Source organism: Aeromonas simiae, assembly GCF_014892695.1.
Classification (GTDB): Bacteria; Pseudomonadota; Gammaproteobacteria; order Enterobacterales; family Aeromonadaceae; genus Aeromonas; species Aeromonas simiae.
Genome location: NZ_CP040449.1, coordinates 2,704,090 through 2,723,420, shown reverse-complemented (window position 1 = coordinate 2,723,420; position 19,331 = coordinate 2,704,090). Strand labels below are relative to the sequence as shown.

Sequence of the window (19,331 nt, the reverse complement as noted above, 5' to 3'; positions counted from 1 at the left end):
GGTTTCGAGGAATAACTGATGTTTGGAAAATTGACGCTCGACGCCATCCCGTACCATGAGCCCATCATCATGGTCACGATCGCCTGCATCATGCTGGGTGGTCTGGCCATTACCGGGCTCATCACCTACTACGGAAAGTGGCAGTACCTGTGGAAAGAGTGGCTCACCTCGGTGGATCACAAGCGCCTCGGGATCATGTATCTCATCTTAGGCATGGTCATGCTGCTGCGCGGTTTCGCCGACGCGGTGATGATGCGTGGTCAGCAGGTCATGGCCTCCGCGGGCAGCGAAGGTTACCTAAATGCCCACCACTACGACCAGATCTTCACCGCCCACGGCGTCATCATGATCTTCTTTGTGGCCATGCCGCTGGTGATCGGCCTGATGAACATCATCGTGCCGCTCCAGATCGGGGCCCGTGACGTGGCTTTCCCGTTCCTCAACAACGTGAGCTTCTGGTTTACCGCTGCCGCCGTGGTGCTGATTAATATCTCCCTCGGGGTCGGCGAGTTTGCCCAGACCGGCTGGCTGGCCTATCCGCCCCTCTCGGGTCTGGAGTTCAGCCCAGGGGTCGGGGTCGACTACTGGATCTGGAGTTTGCAGATTTCGGGCCTTGGTACCCTGCTGACCGGTGTTAACTTCTTTGCCACCATCATCAAGATGCGTGCCCCCGGCATGACCATGATGCGCCTGCCGGTCTTCACCTGGACCGCCCTGTGCGCCAACATCCTGATCATCGCCTCCTTCCCGATCCTGACTGTCACCATCGCCCTGCTCACCGCAGACCGCTATCTCGGCACCCATTTCTTTACCAATGACATGGGTGGCAACATGATGATGTACGTGAACCTGATCTGGGCCTGGGGCCACCCCGAGGTGTACATCCTGGTGTTGCCGGTGTTCGGGATCTTCTCCGAGGTGGTCGCTACCTTCAGTAAGAAGAAGCTGTTCGGGTACACCTCCTTGGTGTGGGCGACCGTCGCCATTACCGTGCTCTCCTTCATCGTCTGGTTGCACCACTTCTTCACCATGGGCTCGGGCGCCAACGTGAATGCCTTCTTCGGCATCACCACCATGATCATCTCCATCCCGACCGGGGTGAAGATCTTCAACTGGCTGTTCACCATGTACCGTGGTCGCATCGAGTTCAGCTCCCCCATGCTGTGGACTGTCGGTTTCATCATCACCTTCACCATAGGGGGCATGACCGGGGTGTTGCTGTCGGTGCCGGCGGCCAACTTCGTGCTGCACAACAGCCTGTTCCTCATTGCCCACTTCCACAACGTTATCATCGGTGCCGTGGTGTTTGGCTGCTTTGCCGGTATCACCTACTGGTTCCCCAAGGCGTTTGGTTTCACCCTCAATGACACCTGGGGCAAGCGGGCCTTCTGGTTCTGGAGCACCGGTTTCTTCGTGGCCTTCATGCCGCTCTACGTGCTGGGCTTTATGGGCATGACCCGTCGTGTCAGCCAGCAGATCGACCCGGCCTTCCACCCCTGGCTGGTGGTGGCGGCCTGTGGTGCGGCCCTGATTGCTCTGGGTGTACTGTGCCAGGCGATCCAGATCGTGGTCAGCATCCGCGACCGCGAGCAGAACCGCGATCTGACCGGCGATCCCTGGGGTGGCCGCACCCTGGAGTGGGCCACCTCTTCGCCGCCCCCCTTCTATAACTTCGCCATCGAACCGCAGGTGAAGGGACTGGATTCCTTCTGGGAGGCCAAGCAGGACGGCAGCGCCTACAAGAAGCCGGAGCACTATGCCCCGATCCACATGCCGAAAAACACCGGTGCCGGCGTCATCATCGCCGCCTTCAGCACCGTACTCGGCTTTGCCATGATCTGGCATATCTGGTGGCTGGCCATCGTCGGCTTCGTCGGCATGATTGCCACCTGGATCATTCACAGCTTCAACGACGACGTGGACTACTACGTCCAGGTTGAGGAGATCGAGCGCATCGAAGCGCAGCATTTTGCCAACATCAACAAGGTGGCGTAACGCAATGGCGACTGACGTTCTTCATCACACTCATGAGGGTGCCCATGACCATGGGCACCATGATGCCGGCGCCAACAAGGTGTTTGGTTTCTGGATCTACCTGATGAGCGACTGCATTCTGTTTGCATGTCTGTTTGCAACCTATGCAGTCCTGGTCAACGGCACTGCCGGCGGCCCGAGCGGCAAGGAGATCTTCGAGCTGCCGTTCGTACTGGTCGAGACCATGCTGCTGCTGCTGAGCAGTATCACCTTCGGTTTCGCCATGATTGGCATGAACAAGAACCGTATCGGCGCCGTCAACGGTTGGCTGCTGATCACCTTCCTGTTCGGTGCTGGCTTTGTCGGGATGGAAATCTATGAGTTCCACCACCTGATTGCCGGAGGCTTCGGGCCGGATCGCAGTGCCTTCTTGTCGGCCTTCTTCACCTTGGTCGGCACCCACGGTATTCACGTGACCAGCGGTCTTATCTGGATCGTGGTGATGATGGTGCTGGTGGCCAAGAAGGGGCTGACCGATCGCAACCGTTCCCGCCTGATGTGCCTGAGCCTGTTCTGGCACTTCCTCGACGTGGTGTGGATCTGCGTCTTCACCGTGGTTTACCTGATGGGGGCAATGTAATGAGTCATTCCGTTGACAATCACGGCGCCAGCCACGGCAGCGCCCAGTCCTATCTGGTGGGGTTCGTGCTCTCCATCATCCTGACGGCGATCCCGTTCTGGATGGTGATGGACGGCAGCTTCTCCCACAGCGCGACGTTGATGACGGTGGTCGGCATGGCGGTGGTGCAGATCTTTGTACATCTGGTCTACTTCCTGCACATGAACACCTCGTCCGAGGAGCGCTGGAACCTGACCGCCTTGGTGTTCACCGTGCTCATCATCGCCATCGTGGTCGTCGGTTCCCTGTGGATCATGTACAACCTCAACATCAATATGATGGTCCACTGAGCGGGTAGGCAGTGATATGAAGCAATACCTGCAAGTGACCAAGCCGGGCATCATCTTCGGCAACCTCATCTCGGTGATCGGCGGTTTTCTGCTGGCCTCCAAGGGGAGCCTGGATCTGCCCCTGTTCATCCTGACCATGGTGGGGGTCTCCCTGGTGGTCGCCTCCGGTTGCGTGTTCAACAACTACATTGACCGCGACATTGACCGGATCATGGAGCGCACCAAGAACCGCGCCTTGGTTAAGGGGCTGATCGCGCCCGGCGTTACCCTGTGGTACGCCACGGCGCTCGGCATTGCGGGCATTGCACTGCTCTATTGGGCGGCCAATCCGTTGGCCGCCCTGCTGGCGGTGCTGGGTTTCTTGGTCTATGTGGGGGTCTACAGCCTCTACATGAAGCGTCACTCTGTCTATGGCACCCTGGTCGGCAGCCTCTCTGGCGCGGCGCCGCCTGTCATCGGCTACTGCGCCGTCAGCGGCCAGTTTGACTCGGGGGCCTTGATCCTGCTGGCGATCTTCAGCCTGTGGCAGATGCCCCACTCCTATGCCATCGCCATCTTCCGCTTTAAGGATTACCAGGCGGCCAACATCCCTGTGCTGCCGGTGGTGAAGGGCATTTCGGTGGCCAAACACCACATCACCCTCTATATCTTGGCCTTCATGGTGCCGACCTTGATGCTGTTTCTCGGCGGTTACGCCGGCTACAAGTACCTCATCGTCGCCGGTGCCGTGAGTGTCTGGTGGCTGGGGATGGCCTTGTCGGGCTACAAGCAGGCGGTGGATGACTCCCTGTGGGCGCGCAAGCTGTTCTTGTTCTCCATTGTCACCATTACTTGCCTGAGCGTGATGATGTCGGTGGACTTCCAGCCGGACGCCGCACCGGTATTGGTGAGCATGCTGCCCTGAGCCTGAGGTGGCGCTCCATCGTGCCCATCATTGACCTGCCTGAGTGTGATGAGGTCGGTGGTGTGCCAGCCCGAGGCCACCCCTGTGCGGCTCAGCATGTTGCCTTGATTGCATATCGCGTAGAATCCAGAGCCGGGAACTTCCCGGCTCTGTTGCCTCTGATGTTACCCCACGCTTTTCTCGATTCGTTTCCCGGCGCGCAGCGCCAGCCTTCCTCATACAAGAGGCCGTTATGAACGATTTCACCATGGCCGGCTCTGAGCGGCGCGCCACCTGGGCGCTCGGCGCCGTTTTCTCCTTGCGCATGCTCGGCATGTTTATGGTGCTGCCGGTGCTCACCACCTATGGCATGAGCCTGGCCGGCGCCTCAGAACCCTTGATTGGAGTGGCCATTGGCATCTATGGCCTGACCCAGGCCCTGTTTCAGATCCCGTTTGGGTTGCTCTCCGATCGCATCGGCAGAAAGCCGCTTATCGGCGCGGGCCTGCTGCTGTTTGCCGCCGGTAGTGTGCTGGCGGCAAACAGCCACTCCATCTGGGGCGTCATCGCCGGGCGCGCCCTGCAAGGAAGCGGGGCCATCTCGGCCGCCGTGATGGCGCTGCTCTCGGATCTCACTCGCGAGCAGAACCGCACCAAGGCGATGGCCTTCATCGGGGTGAGTTTTGGCATCACCTTCGCCGTGGCCATGGTGACCGGCCCACTGATCACCCGGGCGGTGGGGCTCAGTGGTCTCTTTTGGCTCATCGCCCTGCTGGCGCTGGCGGCGCTGGCGCTGGTGATCTGGGTGGTGCCGACCCCGGCGGCCCATCTGCTCAACCGCGAGTCGGCCATGGTGCGCGGCAGCTTTCGCGCCGTGCTGACCCATCCTCGCCTGCTCAAGCTCAATGTCGGTATCCTCTGCGTGCACATCCTCTTGATGTCGAGCTTCGTGGCGCTGCCGCCGCTGTTGGTGCAAGCGGGACTGCCCCGCGAGAGCCAGTGGCAGGCCTATCTGGTCACCATGCTGATCGCCTTTGTCAGCGTGGTGCCTTTCATCATCTATGCCGAGAAGCGCCGCCAGATGCGGCGGGTGTTCCAGATCTGCGTGCTGGTGATGCTGGGCGCCGAGCTGACCTTGTGGCAATCGGGCAGCCAGTTGTGGGGCCTGCTCGCCGGTTTGCAGTTGTTTTTCATCGGCTTCAACGTGATGGAGGCGTTGCTACCGTCTCTCATCAGTAAGGAGTCCCCCCCCGGTTACAAGGGCACCGCCATGGGGGTCTACTCCACCAGTCAGTTTCTTGGGGTGGCGATCGGTGGCACTCTGGGGGGCTTTTTCTATGGCCAGGGGGGCGCGGCCCTGGTGTTTGCCGGTTGCGCTGCCTTGGCGCTGGCCTGGTTTGTCCTGAGCCTGACCATGAGCGAGCCGCCCTATGTGAGCAGCCTGCGTATCGTGTTGCCCGAAGGGGTGAGTGTCGATGCTGCCCTCGAGCAGCGCATTCGTGCCTGCGATGGGGTGAGCGATGTGCTGCTGGCGGGCGCCGAGCACTCCATCTACGTCAAAGTCGATACCAAACGCATTGGACGCAGCGATCTCGAGCGACTGGTCGCAACCTGACGGAAGAGGGGGTGGATGCTATCGACACCTGAAAGAGGAGCCACTATGGTGAGGTTCTTCCTCGGAGCGTCGGGCCGATAACCGACGCCATGGGAAGCAGGCTAAGCAACCAAAAGGTGAGAACATGAGCAAGACAAGACAGTGGGTCGCCGCCCTCATGCTGGGTGCGGTGAGCATGGTGGCCAGCGCTGCTGAAATTTATACCTCGGATCTGTTGCAGTCGGCGGAGTATCGGCCACTGTGGCAGCAGGCGACCACCGGGGTGAAGCTTCCTAAGTGGGTGCGCAGCGGCAACGGCGTGAGTACACCGCTGGAGGCCGCCAAGGGAGGGGCCTATCGCACCGGCTCTTTGTGTAAGCCCCATGATTGTGCCAACCACTTCGTACAGCTGCTAATCGATGATAAGGGCAAGCAGATCTGGGGGGTGCTCATCGATCTGCCCGAGAGCGATGCTGCCCGCGAGACCCCCTCCAAGTTTGCCCGCTACACCTGGCTTGGCAAACCCGACAAGGCCCACCAGGCGACACTGATGCAACAGGTGCAAGCCAACCCCAACTGGAAATAATGCCCGTCAATAATGCGCCTCTGCCTTGGTAGAGGCGTTTTATTTTGGCTATGTCCCAATTACGTGTTGCATGGGGCGCCTTAGCGCCTCATGCACACAATGCCGGATACTCACCTCGTTTCCATAGCGCTCCAACATTCGCCGCCACCCCAGATAATTCCTCAGGTAGTGGGTCGCTACCCCATGGAAGCGCACCATCCACTCTTTCAACCGACAGTGATAGCTGTTTACGTACTGAATGTGGTACGCACCCACCACCCGTTCACCTTGGCGATGGCGCACTACCTGATGGCTTACCCTCTGTGATGGGCTGAAGCAGGCGTACACAGCAGCACCATCGCTGCACATCACGGCATCCGCTGCAATGAGTGGCGTCAGCACCTCCTTTACCGTCTTGGCATTCAACTTATTCAGCTGAAAATCCGCGTGATGCCCTGCGCGGTCTTGCACCACCATCACAGGGATATAATCGGGACCGGTGCCACGGGTTCGTCCTTTTCCTCCACGCCGCCTGACGAACCGTGAGCCCCTCAATGAGAGCTTGAGCGTAGTCTTCCCAGCACTGGCGCTTGCGCAATCTGGCCAAGGGGTTTTGGTCAGGATGGTGCTGGTGCGTAGACACAACGTGCAGCGATAGCGACGCAATCCCCGGCTCCACCCCTAGGGGCCAACTGAGCGGCTAATGATGCGATAGCATGGGGTGCCGCGAGTTCACGCTGAGCCACCCGACGTTGGTGTAGGGTGAGTCCAGTGTTGTGCAATGGACAGCATTGGAGAGGGTGACAGGGCCAAAAACGACCAAGGGGTTGGCACCATGATGATGCCAACCCCTTGTTTTATATGGCGCTCCCGACAGGAGTCGAACCTGTGGCCTGCCCCTTAGGAGGGGATGGTTATAAGAGCTTTTGAATAAAAAATATCGTTAAAAAACAATAAATTAAGTGCATTTTTGGATTTGAATAGCGCTGAAATAGCGCAAAATAATGCTTGCAACGCATGCGCAAATGCATTATTGGGGGTGGAATGAGGTTACGAGATGGCGTCCCAGGCAGGATTCTAACCTGCGACCTCGCCCTTAGGAGGGGCGCGCGCTATCCAGCTGTGCCACTGGGACGTGCGCGCATTATATAAAAATACTAATAAAAATAAACAGCTAATGTCATCGCCAGCGACCACTGAGGTGCAGATCACCCCGTTGTCAGCTGACAATCGTTGCCAGTCAGCAGCAAGAGCGCCATTTCACGATACCTATAATGCGGCTGACAGCGAGTGCCTAGCAGATTATCGGCCAGCGGCCAAGACTTCATTTCACACTACCGATAACGCCAATGCCTGATGGTTCTGATGAGCTGATCACCCCGTTGTCAGCTGACAATCGAGTTCGCTGGAGCCAGATTTCCATTTCACGATACCTATAATGCGAATGCCTGCTGGTCCTGATGAGTTGATCATTCCGTTGTCAGCTGACAATCGCTGCCAGCCAGCAGCAAGAGTTCCATTTCACGACACCTATAATGCGAATGCCTGCTGGCCCTGATGAGTTGATCATTCCGTTGTCAGCCGACAATTGCTACGGTGTGCAGAAATGGATTTCTAGTTAAACAGCAAACGAGATCTGAGATCCGTTTGGCATTTCAACATTGAGTTGTAGTTTTCCCCCAGCAGCCTCGACCCAGCGTTTAAGATCCATCAGTGTAACGTCCTGTATTGATGGTGTTTGATCGCAAATCATGGGTTCGGTGCCAGCCTGGGTCAGCATTTCACGCAGTTGGGTGAGATGAATCTCCAGTCGCATTTGCTCTGCTTTTTCCCTGGCCTGAGTGACAACGTCGGGCATTTCTGTGGTCAATATTTCGTCAATCGTGCGTGCCATGGCTACCTCAAAAGAACACTCGATGGACTGGGTCCTGACAAAGTCATTTTGCGCTGAACGTAAGTGGCTAAGTTCCGAGCAATATGAATATGATCAGTATCACCTGTGTGGGCTGAGGTGTCTATGCACGGGCTCCAATGGAGCTTTTTTGTGTTTGCTGCGGCTATGCCGCCAGCAGCTGTACCAGTTGTAGGAGAGCTGCGTTGTTCCATTTCTCACTACCGATAGTGGTGTGAGATTGATGTGGTGATAGGTGTATGGTCGCGGAATCAGGTATTGCTGTTGAATCTTGAAGCTATCGATGAATTGTTACGGTTTGATCACAGAAGTGGGGCGGTGAAAACAGTCAGTAAAACAATGTCAGCCAAGCTGAGCTGACTGACATTAGGTTATCGTATAGCTCTTTTCTTTGTTAACGACATAGACAGTGGAAACCCCACCTTGTCCTAGAACTTGGTTGCGATTTTAGTTGACCCCGACATTAAACAAATCTGCACTCTTGAGCTTGAAGGTACAGCCTTGCTCGATGAGTTCCTCCCGGTTGGCCAGTACCAGCGGGTAGAGCAAGGGATGTTGTTGGTGTTCACCGTTATAGCTCACCTGCATCCGCTCCAATGCGTAGTGCATCAAAGGGATGCGCTGGTTAATCAACAGTTGGTCCCCTGTCATGGCATAGTCTCTGGCAATGACGGCCTGTTGTCCTTCACTGAGCCCGGGATTGGGAACGACTACAGCGGTCACTTGAGTGTTCCACTCCAGATCCTGCTCCCGGCCGTGAGGGGAGGCATCCAGCAGATCCGGTTCGCCCCGAAAACGACTCATCACAAAGTCCAGATATTCCCCTTTCTTCTCGCAGTAGGCACGTACGTGCCAGCGGATCCCGTCATAGACCAGAGTGTGAGGCACGATATTGCGGCCACTCTGCTCCTCTGAACTGAGGGATACGTAATCGACATCGACCCGCAGTTGGCCGCGCGCCGCTTGTACCAAGCCACGCACGATTTTCGGGTCGATATGGCGGTTTGGCACATCCAGGATCTCGATGTGGCCGTAGCGCAGATCCATCAGCGGCAGTGTCAACAGGCCCGCTTCATGTTGGCGCTGGTGCTGCTTTTCACGGTGTAGCAGCATCAGGTACTCATCCACTTTTCCCTCACTAAAGCGCGGGACAAAGTGCTCTGTGGGTTTGTATCCCTTCAGGCTTCTGTCATAGACCAGCCCTTCCGGTGAGTAGTGGGTCAGGTAGTGGTTGATATCCCGCGACGCCTGTTGGCGGCCGATATTGAAGGCGGTCATCAGATGGTTGGTGGTCAGCCGTCCCTCCCACTGCAAGACGATCTCCAGCAGACGAAAACGAAGGGTTTGATCCCAGGTGAGCTCTTTGGGTGCCATACGTGCTCCAAAATGCGACATGTTTATGTAACCAGTATCGGCATGAGTATACAGGCTACATATAATGAGTCCATCGAAATGAGCGCCAAAGGGGAATGCCATGAACGGGAAGCTGGATAGTGCGTACAGCCATCACGCCGCGTGCCGGATGCAGCAGCGCGGTATTGCTCCCGAGCTGGTAGAGCTGCTGCTGAGCATCGGACGTTCTTCTTATCACCAGGGACGCGAACTGGTTTATCTCGATCGCAAAGGTGTGACGATGCTGCAAGCCGAGTACGGAGTGCCAGCGGAATGCTGCCAGCGGCTGCGCGTTCACTATCTGGTACTGCAAGGCGGTGAGATTGTCACCGTCGGTCATAAAACCACCCACTTCAAACGCGATCGTCACTGAGGCGCTATGAACTCAAGTCTGTTATCAGGTCAGGCGGCCATGCCCCTGATCAAGGGGATATATTGCCTACTGCCAGCCGAGCGAGCTAGGGAGCTGACCGTTCTGCTTGCCAAAGGCACGTGTCACCAAGAGGGTGAGACTTCACCACTGGCGGTGGTGGTGGCATTGGCTATCCATGTCGAACAACATAGGCTGGATTGCACGTCACAGCCCATCTATCTGGGGCGTGAGCAACTTATGGTCGGTGCTGCTGATTTGCTGGGGGAGGATGCTTGCTGTGAAGATCAGGATGCGTTTCGTCTGTTGGCGCTGCTACTCGACAAATTGCTGCGAGGAGTGCGTGGCAGTCGCCAGGCCAAGCTGGATGGACTAACGGTAAGCGTCATGGAGCAGCGGGCGCTGGCAGCCACATCTCCGAATAGCGGCGCCGTGGTGCGCGGCAGCTGGCGGCGCAAGTCACGCAATCAGCTGGGCCATGCCAGCTGGCTGGATGTAGTGGAGGCAGCCCTCTGGTGCTTCTGGCATGGTGACGATTTGGCAAGCGGCGAAGTGCTACTCGGTGTGCTGCTGGGCAGGGATGAGCGGGTGCGGTTGGTCTATGGTCTGTTAACCGGGGCTTTCTATCTGTCAGATCGGACGGATTGAAGCCGCGGGGCCATCGCAGCCCGCCATCTTGCGACTGATTAACCAGCCAGCTCAACCACCGGATAACAGGCATCTCCCCACAGGGTATCGGGATGGGTCATCATCAACTCGATGATCACCGGCACCAGTTTGCCGAGCAGGTTGGCGCAATCCTTCAGTTGTTTGCGATTGACCGAGCTGTTCCAGGTCGCACCGCCATGAATTAACTGGTTGCGTAGGGTATAGAGGCGGTTAAACACCACGCCCAGCAACTGTGGGGTGTTGCTGCTGGCGAGGGCCTGGGTTGCCATCTTCTTGCCTTGTGCCAGCCGCTCCTTCCACTGAGCTTCGCTGATCTTGCCGCTCTGATAATCCCAGAAGCCTTGCAGCACAAACGGGGTGTCCAGCAGCATGCGGATACTGCCAGAGAATTCTTGCCAGACGAGTTGCTCGATCTGCTTATGCTCATCTAGGTCACACAGTTTCTCCAGAAAGCCTTTGAAGGTCTCCTGTTCCGAGAGGCGACGATCGTCATCGATTTCAGTGGCATAGGCCGCATTGAACGCAATCCAAAGAAAGATAAAGCGTCCATCTTCATCCTCGGCCATTTCGGCGCGTTGCAGCCAGCTTAATGCACGATGAACTCGTAGGTTGAGGTTGCTGGGAGAGTGTTCACGCAGCGTCCGGTGACGGTTTTTCAACTGTTCAAAATTCAACGACGATCTCCTTCTCAATCAGATGAATAGCCAACTTCTGTAACCAGGACCACTGCACACAGTATTACTACGATCTCAACAGGTTTGTGACGAACTGGCTGGATTAGCAAGGGGTAATAACAACGCTTACTTTCGGATGACATCCTTCAGCTTAGCGATGGTCAGCTCCACCAAGGTGGCCGACGATTTTTCCAGTGGGGCATGGTTGCACTCGGGACATGCCTCAAACCAGGTGTGGCCACCTACCATAACGTCGTTCTTGGGAGCAACTGTCTTGTGCCAGCCGCAGTGGGGGCAATGAAAGGTAAATGGATGTGGTGGTACAGGCATGATGTTCCCCAAAAAGGTCTCCTTTGGCTTAGCCTATCATGGTTCGATATGGATGGGCGCAGCATCGATCACAGACTTTCTGCAATATCTACATTCGGCTGAAAATACTACATGTGCAAAACACCTGTATCGAAGCTCCACGCTAGGCTCGGTACAGTCTGTTTGGTTCATATTGAAGGAAATGCGTGATCAGTAACCGATCGGATTTGTGGTAACAGTATTGAGTATTGTCTGCATTTTCTAAATAGCTGCTCCTAATAGTGCTACATCTTGCCGAAACCTTGCCGTGTAAGGCATATTAACTATCAGGTTACAAAGCCTGACGTGACAATGCTTAGACCTCGATGTGTGCTTAATGCCTCTCGTTGAGGCTGTGCGAGAGCAGTACTCTACTATTCGGAACAGCTATTTAGGCGCACTCATGTGTGGTTTTCTACCGTTAGCAGACATTTACACATCGGCGCTGACAGATAACAGGAATTCCCCACAACCGTCATAAAATTAGTAACTAGATTTGTGCATGTTGTCACCCCTCCCAAATCAACTACAAGAGGATGTGACAGAAACAAATAGTGACTTAATCTGAGGAGTTATAGTTTTCTGCAAATCGATATATTTATTTTCACAAACTCATCCCATGACACTATATCCGCGAATTGCTTTTTATAATAGTCTCCAATTCGACAAATAATTGGCCGCATTTCATATATACTGCATAAATTAGTATCCTCAATCAAGTGACGGCAAACCCCATCACCACGGTCGAGAAAGTGGCCTTGAGGGTTTTCGTTTACCCTGCGGCAACATTTGCCACATGCAGTGCATGGAAAAGGAGTTAGCAGTTCGTCAGTCATTATCATTAGATGCCTAGCAATTGTTAGATTCACACCAGTGTACGAAATCGAAGGGAAAAATGGTGAGTTAATAGCTATTTTTAATCGAGCTCTAATTCTATATATTTGGTGTTTTCTATCATCCCTGTCTTTTTATAAAGAGTAACTTCAGGCATGTCGATTATTTCAATGCTGTCATCCATGTTAATTAAATCATCTAGCAATAACCCTGCAATTTCTAGCTGCGTTTTACTCATGTTCTCCAGGTTTGCTGACTTTATTATTTGCTCCATAGAAAGCAAGCTGCTACCCATATTAAAAGCATTGTTAATTAACTCAATATGTTGTCTTTTTATGTTTTTGGCGACATCCGTAGTCGCAATTAAATTATCGCAAGAAACTATTACTTTATTTTCTTGGATCAAGCCATCTATCAGTTTGTTGAATTTCTCTCTAGATTTTAGTCCGGATTTTATATATATGTCATTTAGATGGACATAATAATCGCTATCTATTAATGAGTAGATTTTTTTTTCATTTGGTTCAATTAAAGAACCGATTGCCGCTATACCCCATAAAATACTAAGTACAGTTAATATTTCTTCTGAGTAATTAGGGAAAAGCCAAGTAAGAATGGCTCCAATCATTATCGTACCAGCAGTGACATCTAGCAGTTCACTCATTTTATTAAAGTGATAATTTTCAAAAAATGCCTTGAGAAAAGTGAATGTAGCAAAGAATACAAATACAGAAAATATAGTATCTGCTTGTCTTTGGAATATCCAAGCAGAGATAGATGCTATTACCGCAAAACCTATAATTTGTTTTAATGCTTCTTTCATGGCATTAACACCCTCCATTAATAATAAATTTTATCATATGGCGGACTCGGTCTAATATAGAATGAGTCCGCGGGAAAACTACTTATTTGGGTGCGATATGTCGTAAGATACGACACCATTTTGCATACTTATTATGCTATCTTCTTTTATTTTTTCCTTATTTATAAAAATAGTGTTTTCTTTTTTTATCCACTCATCTTTATTATTTTTAAAATAAAGCTCGATGAGAAATGCTATGTTCTCATCTTCCTGGTCTTTAATGTTAAGTTTACCACCAATAAACTGAACTCTCTCTTCAGCTTCAACCTTTAGTATATATTTATCAACTAAAGTGGATTGTGCGTTAATTATTTCGTCAAGATTTTTTGGCTCAACTAGGAAGTTGTCTAGTATATGACACAGTGCTGAACCAAGAGCATCAAGTGCAGCATCAATATTTATATTCAATAGTGTTTCTTTTATCGATTTGGAAGGGGTAATCATTTAACTATTCCTTTTAGATGATTAATTGGCTAGAACTAATTTTTCTTTAAATTGATCAGAAATGTCTTGCTCACGTCCACTAGTCGCCAGCTTTTTAATATCATCCGGTACGTCGTTGCTAGACACCTTTTTTGAGACAATAGTTTCTTCCCATTGATCTTTATTCTCATTAAAACTATAAAATTTAGATAGTTCTTGATATATATCACTAGCAACTTTCTTTATATATACCTTAACTCCGTGTACGATGCCGCTGACAATTTTTTTCACCGCCCGTGCAGCTTTTTCAATCCACTTACAGATATCATCCCAAAATGCAGCAATAATGCCACCAGTAACCAATAAACCACCCGCAATTAACAACAAAGGCAACATAATTAACTCCATTTATATGTTTATTTGGGATTCCACATATTCTCTTGAAACCGTCTTTATCTCTACTTTTTCATCACCACCTTTATTTTTTGCATTCATTTTCTTACTATGCTGTATAGATTCAATAGCATATTCGAAATAATCATGATGTACGATCTTTTCATTATTTCTGGCTGCCTTAAACACAGCTTTTAATATCGCGTTTGATATGTCACTACCAGAAATTCCGCCAAACTTTTCAGCTAAAATATCCACATTGGCGTTATGTGGTAGTTCTTTTGGTAACAAATGATGCCATATTTTAGTTCGCTCGGTATGACATGGTAATTTAAATTCTACATGTCCCAAAATTCTTCGCATAAATGCTGTGTCATAATTAGATACGAAGTTTGTTGCGAACACGATTATTCCATCGAAGTCGTTCAGCAGCATTAGCAACACAGACCGGGTTTGGTTGACACTAGTATCGGTAGAGCTGCTCATATTGGTGACGCGCTTACTGAGCATTGCATCCGCTTCGTCAAAGAAAAGAACAGAATTTGTTTCTTTAGCCTTTTTAAATACCTTTGTAAGGTTTTTAGGTGTGTCACCTACATATTTAGATTCAATATCAGCATAATTAACTTCAATAATATCCTTTTCTAAATAATGGGCTACAGCATGGGCTGCCATTGTTTTCCCTGTTCCCGGCTCACCATAAAAGTTGAGAGCAATTTTCCTCTGCATTTTATGAGTTTTTATTAATCCCCAAGTATCAAAAACGTGGTTCTGTAATTGCTGTATGGATAAAACATCCATTATTTCATCAATTGTTTTATCGCTCAACACCAAATCGTTGAAGCAGAATTTTGGCTTTTGGGGACTGAACTGTTCATCGCTAGGGGGGGGCGTGTTATCAAATTCCTCTTTTTTCGATTTTACGATGGGCATATGTCACCAAGATGAGGGTATAAGTTAAAGATATGTCTATTTATCTATCATACAAAAAAAAATGTTTTTTATGAAGACCTGTTTAAATCCATATGTCACATTTTAGGGTGGACCCGAACGGGGCCTTTTGGGTGATCGACACTCATGAGAACTGTTGATGGAGATTGTAGAGGTGTTGTGGCTCAAATCGATGCAGTTTGAATGGAACTAACTGAGGGCTCGGTGATCTGATCGCTACCATCCTCTACAAGTCTGCATCATGGGCACGCCGCTTCACCCCCATCAGTAACTGGCCTAAATACAACAAGTCTTTGATTAACCTTGGTTCACTCACCTTCAGGATTGATGCCGAGGCTATGAGCAACTGGTTTCACCACGCGACGGGGCCGCAGCCAGCTTTACAGTGGCCAGACCATCGCAAGCGATACAAAGTATCGAGTCAACCGGGCTAAAGGTGTTTGCAGAAGGCGAGTAGAAGGTCAGAAAACACGGCGTAGAGAAGCGGTGAGTCTGGCGCAAGTTGCATCTGCTGGTAGACCAGGTGACCCACGATATCGTAGCGGCGGAAGTCCCGCTGGAAAATGTCCATGATGTCGAGGTGTTGCCGACCTTGCTCAACTGAATCGCCCCTACTTTCCTAGACACCCCAAGAGCCTCAAACTGAGGTCATTCAGGAGGTGTTATGAGCAAGCAGCAACGTTACACGGAAGAATTCAAACTGGCCGCCGTCAAGCAGGTGACTGAGCGCCATTACCCAGTGGCAGAGGTCGCTGAACGACTTGGTGTTTCCAGCCACAGTCTTTATGTCTGGATCAAACGCTACAGCCAACCCGAAGCGCAGCAACAGCATGACTCCAGCCAGCAAGCCGAAATTCGGCGCCTCAAGGCTGAACTGCGCCGCATCACCGATGAGCGAGATATCTTAAAAAAGGCCGCCGCGTACTTTGCCAAGCTGTCAGGGTAAGGTACGCCTTCATCCGGGAGCACGCGTCCACACATCCCATCCGCCGACTGTGCTGGATGATGAATGTCCACCCGAGCGGTTATTACGCCTGGCAGCACCAGCCTTTATCTACCCGAGCTCTGGAAGACCAACGCCTCCTAGGCCAGATCAAGCAATGTTGGCTAGAAAGCGGCGGCGTCTATGGTTATCGCAAGATCCGGGACGACCTGCGAGAGATGGGCGAGACCTGCGGGAAACACCGGGTGGCGCGATTAATGCGTCATGAGGGTTTACGTTCACAAACCGGTTATCGTCGCCGTCCCGGTCATTATGGTGGCCGGCCAACGGTGGTTGCACCGAATTATCTTGAGCGCCAGTTCGATGTGACTGAGCCAAACAAAGTCTGGGTAACGGACATCACTTATATTCGAACCCATGAAGGCTGGCTCTATCTGGCCGCGGTATTGGATTTGTTTTCACGACAAGTCATTGGGTGGTCAATGGGGCCACGGATCGACCGAGAGTTGGCCATCAGCGCGTTACTGATGGCGGTGTGGCGACGGCAACCCGAGCAGGAAGTGCTGGTTCATTCTGATCAAGGGAGCCAGTTTAGCAGTCATGACTGGCAGGATTTTTTGCGGGAGCACCAGCTCAAGGCCAGCATGAGCAGACGCGGCAATTGTCATGACAACGCAGTAGCGGAGAGTTTCTTTCAGCTCCTCAAACGCGAGCGGATCCGACGTAAAACCTATGCGGATCGCGAGGAGGCTCGGCAGGATGTGTTCGATTACATTGAAATGTTTTACAACCCAAAACGTCGGCACAGTTTCAACAATGGGCTATCGCCAGTAGAGTGTGAAAAACAATATTTCGAACGGCTCGAAAGTGTCTAGAGAAGCCGGGGCGATTCATCATCTCTGTGGTTGGGTTTGTTGTGGATCATGGCTCTGCATTGGGTGGTGCAAGTACGCCAAAAAGCATGGCTAGTTAAACAAGTACGCCAGAGCCAAAAACGACCAAGGGGTTAGCACCGTAATGATGCTAACCCCTTGCTGTAGATGGCGCTCCCGACAGGAGTCGAACCTGTGGCCTGCCCCTTAGGAGGGGGCCGCTCTATCCTACTGAGCTACGGGAGCGGTGCGCGGCTGCATTATACAAGATGGAGCACGCATTTAAAGGCTTGATTTCTATTCCAATATGGCCAGATCGCCGATCTGTACGTTAAATGGCTCATAACGGTTCTGGCTGCTTAGGATGGCGCCATCATCAAACACCTGTACCACGTCGAACAGGCCGGCGGCCGGATTGCGCAGTGCCCGTACATCCCCATTGCTATCGACGAAATCGGCGCGATGCTGGATGCGGAATTGATCTCCCAGCTTGATGCCGTTACGCCGCCCCAGATTGATATGGGGGCCACGCTCGTTGCTGGCCACCACCCTGGCCGTGACCTGCACACAGGCCAGTTCTCCGGCCAGATCTTGCGCCGCGCGGCCGAGCAGATGATCGACCTCCTGGCCGTAACCCGACGCCCAGAAACGGCTGTCTGTCGTGCCAACCCGCTCTTGCTTGCCAAATGACCAGAGGGCGGCCCCCTGATACTCCTTGCGGCTGATCAGGGTGCCGTTGATGCCATCGAACAGGTAGAGCTGCATGCGAAAGTGGCGCAGGGGATCTTCATACCAGGAGGTGAAGCGGTTGCCCTGGGGCTCGACCGAGATGTCATCGATGCTGCCGAGTACCAGATACTGGCTGTCGGTGCGCAGGCTCAGCGCCTTGAGCTCCTCCCCATCGCGGCCATCGCCCTGACGCAGATAGAGGGGGTCGAGCCGCAGATTCTCATCGAGCCAGCGCCGGGCCACCACCGCTTGGCTGTTACCGGCCAGCTTCTCGAACAGGCGGCGTGACAGGGTCGGGGAGAGATCATCAAGGGCGCCATAGCTGGCTTGATCGGGGTAGCGCAGGTGCAGCCGTACTAGCGTCAGATCCTTGGCATAGCGCTGGGTCGGGCAGAGCTGCTGCTCGGCCCGGATATCGGCCCGCAGGGTGATGAAGAGGCGGTTGTCGCGCACCTCTTCGCGCAGCAGCCGATATTGACGAATTTCGCCGCCGGAGCGGATCTGGAAGCGATCCTGGGTGATGCTGCCATTTTCCAGCCGTTGCAGGCTCGACACCGAGGCGCCGCTGTCGAGCAGGGCTTGGCGCAGGGCATCGCGGATCGCCTGTTCGCGGGCATAAGCCTCATCACCGTTGAGGATGGCGGCGCTACCCCTGGCCTGGATCCAGGCGGCCTGGGCTGGCAGGGCGAGCAGCAGGGCGAGCAGCAGTGGCAGTTTCATGATGATGACCTTGCGTGATAGTCCGGGTGGCGGGATCTTGACGCAATGGCTGCGTGGCGATCTCCTTGGCTCGATTGTGCAGAAAGAAAGCAAGAGTCATGCCTGTTTCTAAAATTACGCTTCCCCCTTCAGGAATTGGCACGCCGCCCGATAACCAGACAAGCGTTCCTGAGGATGGATGTTCATGAAACCTGTGATGCTAGCGTTGGCTTTGGCCCTCTTCTTATCCGGCTGTGCGTCGGAGCCCATCGATCGCAAGCAGGGCGATCCGCGGCAGGCGGCACCTGGCATGGAGCTCAACTGGCTGGCGGCGCGCATGACCGAGCAGATGATGGAAAAACGCTCGCCGAGCACCCTGAGCGAGCCCATTGCGGTTGCCTCGTTTGTCGATCTCGACACCCTGCAAGACACCAACTGGATGGGGCTGCAACTGCAAGAGAGCTTCATCTATGAGCTCAATCGCCGTGGCCAGGTGGTGGTGGACTTCAAGCTTACCGGCGCCATCAAGGTGACCCCGCAGGGGGACTTCGTGCTTAGCCGCAACTATAAAGACTTGGCCACCCGTTTGCCGATCTCCCGCATCCTGGTGGGAACCTTCAGTCGCAACAAGGCCGGAGTACTGGTCAATGCCCGCATCATGGATCTGCGCACAAAGATGGTCGAGACCACGGCCCAGGTGCTGGTGCCCCAGCAATACCTGAGCGGCGCCAGCAACTCGTTTGGCCGGGCGTCGCCCAATCGCGGTTACATCTATCGCAGTGCCATCGTCGGCCCGAGCGGCCGGCTGGTGAATCCGGCCTATTGAGGAAGATGAGATGAAAGCGATCTTGAGCCTGCTGCTGCTGGCCCTGCTGGCCGGTTGCAGCAACAACCGGGTGACCAACTTCACCAACCAAGAGCCGGATGATTTTCCTGTGCTGCGGGCGGTGGGTTACGCGGTGATCAACATCCAGCCGGGGCCGAGTCAGGATGAGAAGATGCTGCAAGCGATCCGCGCCTCTAAGATGGATGCTTATCGCGAGCTGGCAGAATCCCTCAACGGGCAGCAAGTGACTGCCCACTCTCGCTACAAGGACCTGACCCAGGTTTCCAACGCGCTCGATGTGTCGGTTGAGGGGGTAGTGCGCGGAGCCAGGGTGGTGCGCAGTTACCCCAATGGCAACACCTATGCCACCGAGATGGAACTCGATACTCGCGATCTCTACAACATCAACCAGATGGCTTACGGCTACTGATAGACAGACATGAAAAAGG

The 19,331-nt window shown here is 53.3% G+C and carries 20 protein-coding genes, 3 tRNA genes and 2 pseudogenes; 12 read left to right on the top strand and 13 right to left on the bottom strand.

Features of this window, described 5'->3' with window-relative positions; all coding sequences use genetic code 11:
- The first annotated feature begins 18 nt into the window (after positions 1 to 18).
- The 6 genes from cyoB (at position 19) to FE240_RS12795 (ending at position 6,006) form a co-directional block, all read left to right on the top strand.
- Positions 19 to 1,995, top strand: a complete 1,977-nt coding sequence (cyoB, locus tag FE240_RS12820) for a cytochrome o ubiquinol oxidase subunit I (protein WP_193001447.1) — start codon at positions 19 to 21, stop codon at positions 1,993 to 1,995.
- Positions 1,996 to 1,999: 4 nt separating this feature from the next.
- On the top strand, positions 2,000 to 2,614 hold the full coding sequence (locus FE240_RS12815) for a cytochrome o ubiquinol oxidase subunit III (protein WP_193001445.1): 615 nt from the start codon (positions 2,000 to 2,002) through the stop codon (positions 2,612 to 2,614).
- Entirely contained in the window at positions 2,614 to 2,943 is a 330-nt protein-coding gene (locus FE240_RS12810; protein ID WP_042045326.1) for a cytochrome o ubiquinol oxidase subunit IV, read from the top strand. The genes FE240_RS12815 and FE240_RS12810 overlap by 1 nt, the downstream gene beginning before the upstream one ends.
- Positions 2,944 to 2,959: 16 nt before the next feature.
- Positions 2,960 to 3,847, top strand: a complete 888-nt coding sequence (gene cyoE, locus FE240_RS12805; RefSeq protein WP_193001443.1) for a heme o synthase — start codon at positions 2,960 to 2,962, stop codon at positions 3,845 to 3,847.
- A gap of 232 nt (positions 3,848 to 4,079) precedes the next feature.
- A complete protein-coding gene (locus FE240_RS12800; protein ID WP_193001441.1) occupies positions 4,080 to 5,441 on the top strand; it encodes an MFS transporter in 1,362 nt (453 codons plus the stop codon).
- Between the two features lie 124 nt (positions 5,442 to 5,565).
- A complete protein-coding gene (locus FE240_RS12795; RefSeq protein ID WP_193001439.1) occupies positions 5,566 to 6,006 on the top strand; it encodes an inhibitor of vertebrate lysozyme family protein in 441 nt (146 codons plus the stop codon).
- Positions 6,007 to 6,054: 48 nt separating this feature from the next.
- On the opposite strand, the pseudogene FE240_RS12790 reads toward FE240_RS12795, so the two are convergent.
- The 5 genes and pseudogenes from FE240_RS12790 to FE240_RS12770 form a co-directional block, all read right to left on the bottom strand.
- Positions 6,055 to 6,767, bottom strand: a pseudogene (locus tag FE240_RS12790) (IS1595 family transposase).
- Between the two features lie 80 nt (positions 6,768 to 6,847).
- Positions 6,848 to 6,937, bottom strand: a tRNA-Arg gene (locus FE240_RS12785).
- A gap of 106 nt (positions 6,938 to 7,043) precedes the next feature.
- A tRNA-Arg gene (locus tag FE240_RS12780) sits at positions 7,044 to 7,120 on the bottom strand.
- A gap of 483 nt (positions 7,121 to 7,603) precedes the next feature.
- Positions 7,604 to 7,879, bottom strand: coding sequence for a transcriptional regulator (locus FE240_RS12775; protein WP_193001437.1), 276 nt, complete (start codon positions 7,877 to 7,879; stop codon positions 7,604 to 7,606).
- Between the two features lie 465 nt (positions 7,880 to 8,344).
- Positions 8,345 to 9,271 carry a WYL domain-containing protein gene (locus tag FE240_RS12770; RefSeq protein WP_193001435.1) on the bottom strand — a complete coding sequence of 309 codons (927 nt, stop codon included), beginning with the start codon at positions 9,269 to 9,271 and terminating at the stop codon, positions 8,345 to 8,347.
- Between the two features lie 100 nt (positions 9,272 to 9,371).
- Between FE240_RS12770 and FE240_RS12765 the strand changes: the two genes are divergently transcribed.
- A complete protein-coding gene (locus FE240_RS12765) occupies positions 9,372 to 9,662 on the top strand; it encodes a DUF4258 domain-containing protein (RefSeq protein WP_029303229.1) in 291 nt (96 codons plus the stop codon).
- 6 nt (positions 9,663 to 9,668) lie between these two features.
- The gene (locus FE240_RS18955; RefSeq protein ID WP_226798814.1) at positions 9,669 to 10,307 is read left to right on the top strand and encodes an ADP-ribosylglycohydrolase; all 639 of its coding nucleotides are present in this window, start codon (positions 9,669 to 9,671) and stop codon (positions 10,305 to 10,307) included.
- 38 nt (positions 10,308 to 10,345) lie between these two features.
- Here the strand turns inward: FE240_RS18955 and FE240_RS12755 are convergent, their stop codons facing one another.
- The 6 genes from FE240_RS12755 to FE240_RS12735 all read right to left on the bottom strand — a co-directional run bounded on the left by FE240_RS12755 (position 10,346) and on the right by FE240_RS12735 (position 14,795).
- Complete coding sequence (locus tag FE240_RS12755) at positions 10,346 to 11,002, bottom strand: HEPN domain-containing protein (protein ID WP_193001433.1); 657 nt, start codon at positions 11,000 to 11,002, stop codon at positions 10,346 to 10,348.
- Between the two features lie 920 nt (positions 11,003 to 11,922).
- Entirely contained in the window at positions 11,923 to 12,186 is a 264-nt protein-coding gene (locus tag FE240_RS19065) for a YkgJ family cysteine cluster protein (RefSeq protein WP_368166538.1), read from the bottom strand.
- Positions 12,187 to 12,266: 80 nt separating this feature from the next.
- Positions 12,267 to 13,007 carry a hypothetical protein gene (locus FE240_RS12750; RefSeq protein ID WP_193001431.1) on the bottom strand — a complete coding sequence of 247 codons (741 nt, stop codon included), beginning with the start codon at positions 13,005 to 13,007 and terminating at the stop codon, positions 12,267 to 12,269.
- Between the two features lie 78 nt (positions 13,008 to 13,085).
- Complete coding sequence (locus FE240_RS12745; RefSeq protein WP_193001429.1) at positions 13,086 to 13,490, bottom strand: hypothetical protein; 405 nt, start codon at positions 13,488 to 13,490, stop codon at positions 13,086 to 13,088.
- 21 nt (positions 13,491 to 13,511) lie between these two features.
- Positions 13,512 to 13,865, bottom strand: a complete 354-nt coding sequence (locus FE240_RS12740; RefSeq protein ID WP_193001427.1) for a hypothetical protein — start codon at positions 13,863 to 13,865, stop codon at positions 13,512 to 13,514.
- Between the two features lie 12 nt (positions 13,866 to 13,877).
- The gene (locus FE240_RS12735; RefSeq protein ID WP_193001425.1) at positions 13,878 to 14,795 is read right to left on the bottom strand and encodes an ATP-binding protein; all 918 of its coding nucleotides are present in this window, start codon (positions 14,793 to 14,795) and stop codon (positions 13,878 to 13,880) included.
- A gap of 259 nt (positions 14,796 to 15,054) precedes the next feature.
- Between FE240_RS12735 and FE240_RS12730 the strand changes: the two are divergent.
- Positions 15,055 to 15,414 (top strand): annotated as a pseudogene (locus FE240_RS12730) (transposase); the annotation flags it as partial.
- A gap of 63 nt (positions 15,415 to 15,477) precedes the next feature.
- Positions 15,478 to 16,631 (top strand): IS3 family transposase gene (locus FE240_RS12725; protein WP_193001422.1). Its coding sequence is split into 2 segments (ribosomal slippage): positions 15,478 to 15,715 and positions 15,715 to 16,631, totalling 1,155 coding nucleotides; the frame shifts between segments, so codons are not numbered across the junction.
- A 166-nt stretch (positions 16,632 to 16,797) separates the two neighbouring features.
- Here the strand turns inward: FE240_RS12725 and FE240_RS12720 are convergent.
- Positions 16,798 to 16,874: transfer RNA gene (locus tag FE240_RS12720), tRNA-Arg, on the bottom strand.
- A 51-nt stretch (positions 16,875 to 16,925) separates the two neighbouring features.
- Positions 16,926 to 18,077, bottom strand: coding sequence for a flagella assembly protein FlgT (locus tag FE240_RS12715; RefSeq protein WP_193001420.1), 1,152 nt, complete (start codon positions 18,075 to 18,077; stop codon positions 16,926 to 16,928).
- A 184-nt stretch (positions 18,078 to 18,261) separates the two neighbouring features.
- Here FE240_RS12715 and FE240_RS12710 point away from each other — a divergent pair, with 184 nt between their 5' ends.
- Both FE240_RS12710 and FE240_RS12705 read left to right on the top strand, forming a co-directional pair.
- Positions 18,262 to 18,882, top strand: a complete 621-nt coding sequence (locus tag FE240_RS12710) for a FlgO family outer membrane protein (RefSeq protein ID WP_193001418.1) — start codon at positions 18,262 to 18,264, stop codon at positions 18,880 to 18,882.
- Between the two features lie 10 nt (positions 18,883 to 18,892).
- Positions 18,893 to 19,312 carry an LPP20 family lipoprotein gene (locus tag FE240_RS12705; protein WP_193001416.1) on the top strand — a complete coding sequence of 140 codons (420 nt, stop codon included), beginning with the start codon at positions 18,893 to 18,895 and terminating at the stop codon, positions 19,310 to 19,312.
- Positions 19,313 to 19,331 lie beyond the last annotated feature (19 nt).

Excerpts from the sequence above, each read along its gene's own strand:
- cyoB (WP_193001447.1), top strand. The coding sequence starts at position 19 with ATGTTTGGAAAATTGACGCTCGACGCCATCCCGTACCATGAGCCCATC.
- FE240_RS12815 (WP_193001445.1), top strand. The coding sequence starts at position 2,000 with ATGGCGACTGACGTTCTTCATCACACTCATGAGGGTGCCCATGACCAT.
- FE240_RS12810 (WP_042045326.1), top strand. The coding sequence starts at position 2,614 with ATGAGTCATTCCGTTGACAATCACGGCGCCAGCCACGGCAGCGCCCAG.
- cyoE (WP_193001443.1), top strand. The coding sequence starts at position 2,960 with ATGAAGCAATACCTGCAAGTGACCAAGCCGGGCATCATCTTCGGCAAC.
- FE240_RS12800 (WP_193001441.1), top strand. The coding sequence starts at position 4,080 with ATGAACGATTTCACCATGGCCGGCTCTGAGCGGCGCGCCACCTGGGCG.
- FE240_RS12795 (WP_193001439.1), top strand. The coding sequence starts at position 5,566 with ATGAGCAAGACAAGACAGTGGGTCGCCGCCCTCATGCTGGGTGCGGTG.
- FE240_RS12775 (WP_193001437.1), bottom strand. The coding sequence starts at position 7,879 with ATGGCACGCACGATTGACGAAATATTGACCACAGAAATGCCCGACGTT.
- FE240_RS12770 (WP_193001435.1), bottom strand. The coding sequence starts at position 9,271 with ATGGCACCCAAAGAGCTCACCTGGGATCAAACCCTTCGTTTTCGTCTG.
- FE240_RS12765 (WP_029303229.1), top strand. The coding sequence starts at position 9,372 with ATGAACGGGAAGCTGGATAGTGCGTACAGCCATCACGCCGCGTGCCGG.
- FE240_RS18955 (WP_226798814.1), top strand. The coding sequence starts at position 9,669 with ATGAACTCAAGTCTGTTATCAGGTCAGGCGGCCATGCCCCTGATCAAG.
- FE240_RS19065 (WP_368166538.1), bottom strand. The coding sequence starts at position 12,186 with ATGACTGACGAACTGCTAACTCCTTTTCCATGCACTGCATGTGGCAAA.
- FE240_RS12750 (WP_193001431.1), bottom strand. The coding sequence starts at position 13,007 with ATGAAAGAAGCATTAAAACAAATTATAGGTTTTGCGGTAATAGCATCT.
- FE240_RS12745 (WP_193001429.1), bottom strand. The coding sequence starts at position 13,490 with ATGATTACCCCTTCCAAATCGATAAAAGAAACACTATTGAATATAAAT.
- FE240_RS12740 (WP_193001427.1), bottom strand. The coding sequence starts at position 13,865 with ATGTTGCCTTTGTTGTTAATTGCGGGTGGTTTATTGGTTACTGGTGGC.
- FE240_RS12735 (WP_193001425.1), bottom strand. The coding sequence starts at position 14,795 with ATGCCCATCGTAAAATCGAAAAAAGAGGAATTTGATAACACGCCCCCC.
- FE240_RS12715 (WP_193001420.1), bottom strand. The coding sequence starts at position 18,077 with ATGAAACTGCCACTGCTGCTCGCCCTGCTGCTCGCCCTGCCAGCCCAG.
- FE240_RS12710 (WP_193001418.1), top strand. The coding sequence starts at position 18,262 with ATGAAACCTGTGATGCTAGCGTTGGCTTTGGCCCTCTTCTTATCCGGC.
- FE240_RS12705 (WP_193001416.1), top strand. The coding sequence starts at position 18,893 with ATGAAAGCGATCTTGAGCCTGCTGCTGCTGGCCCTGCTGGCCGGTTGC.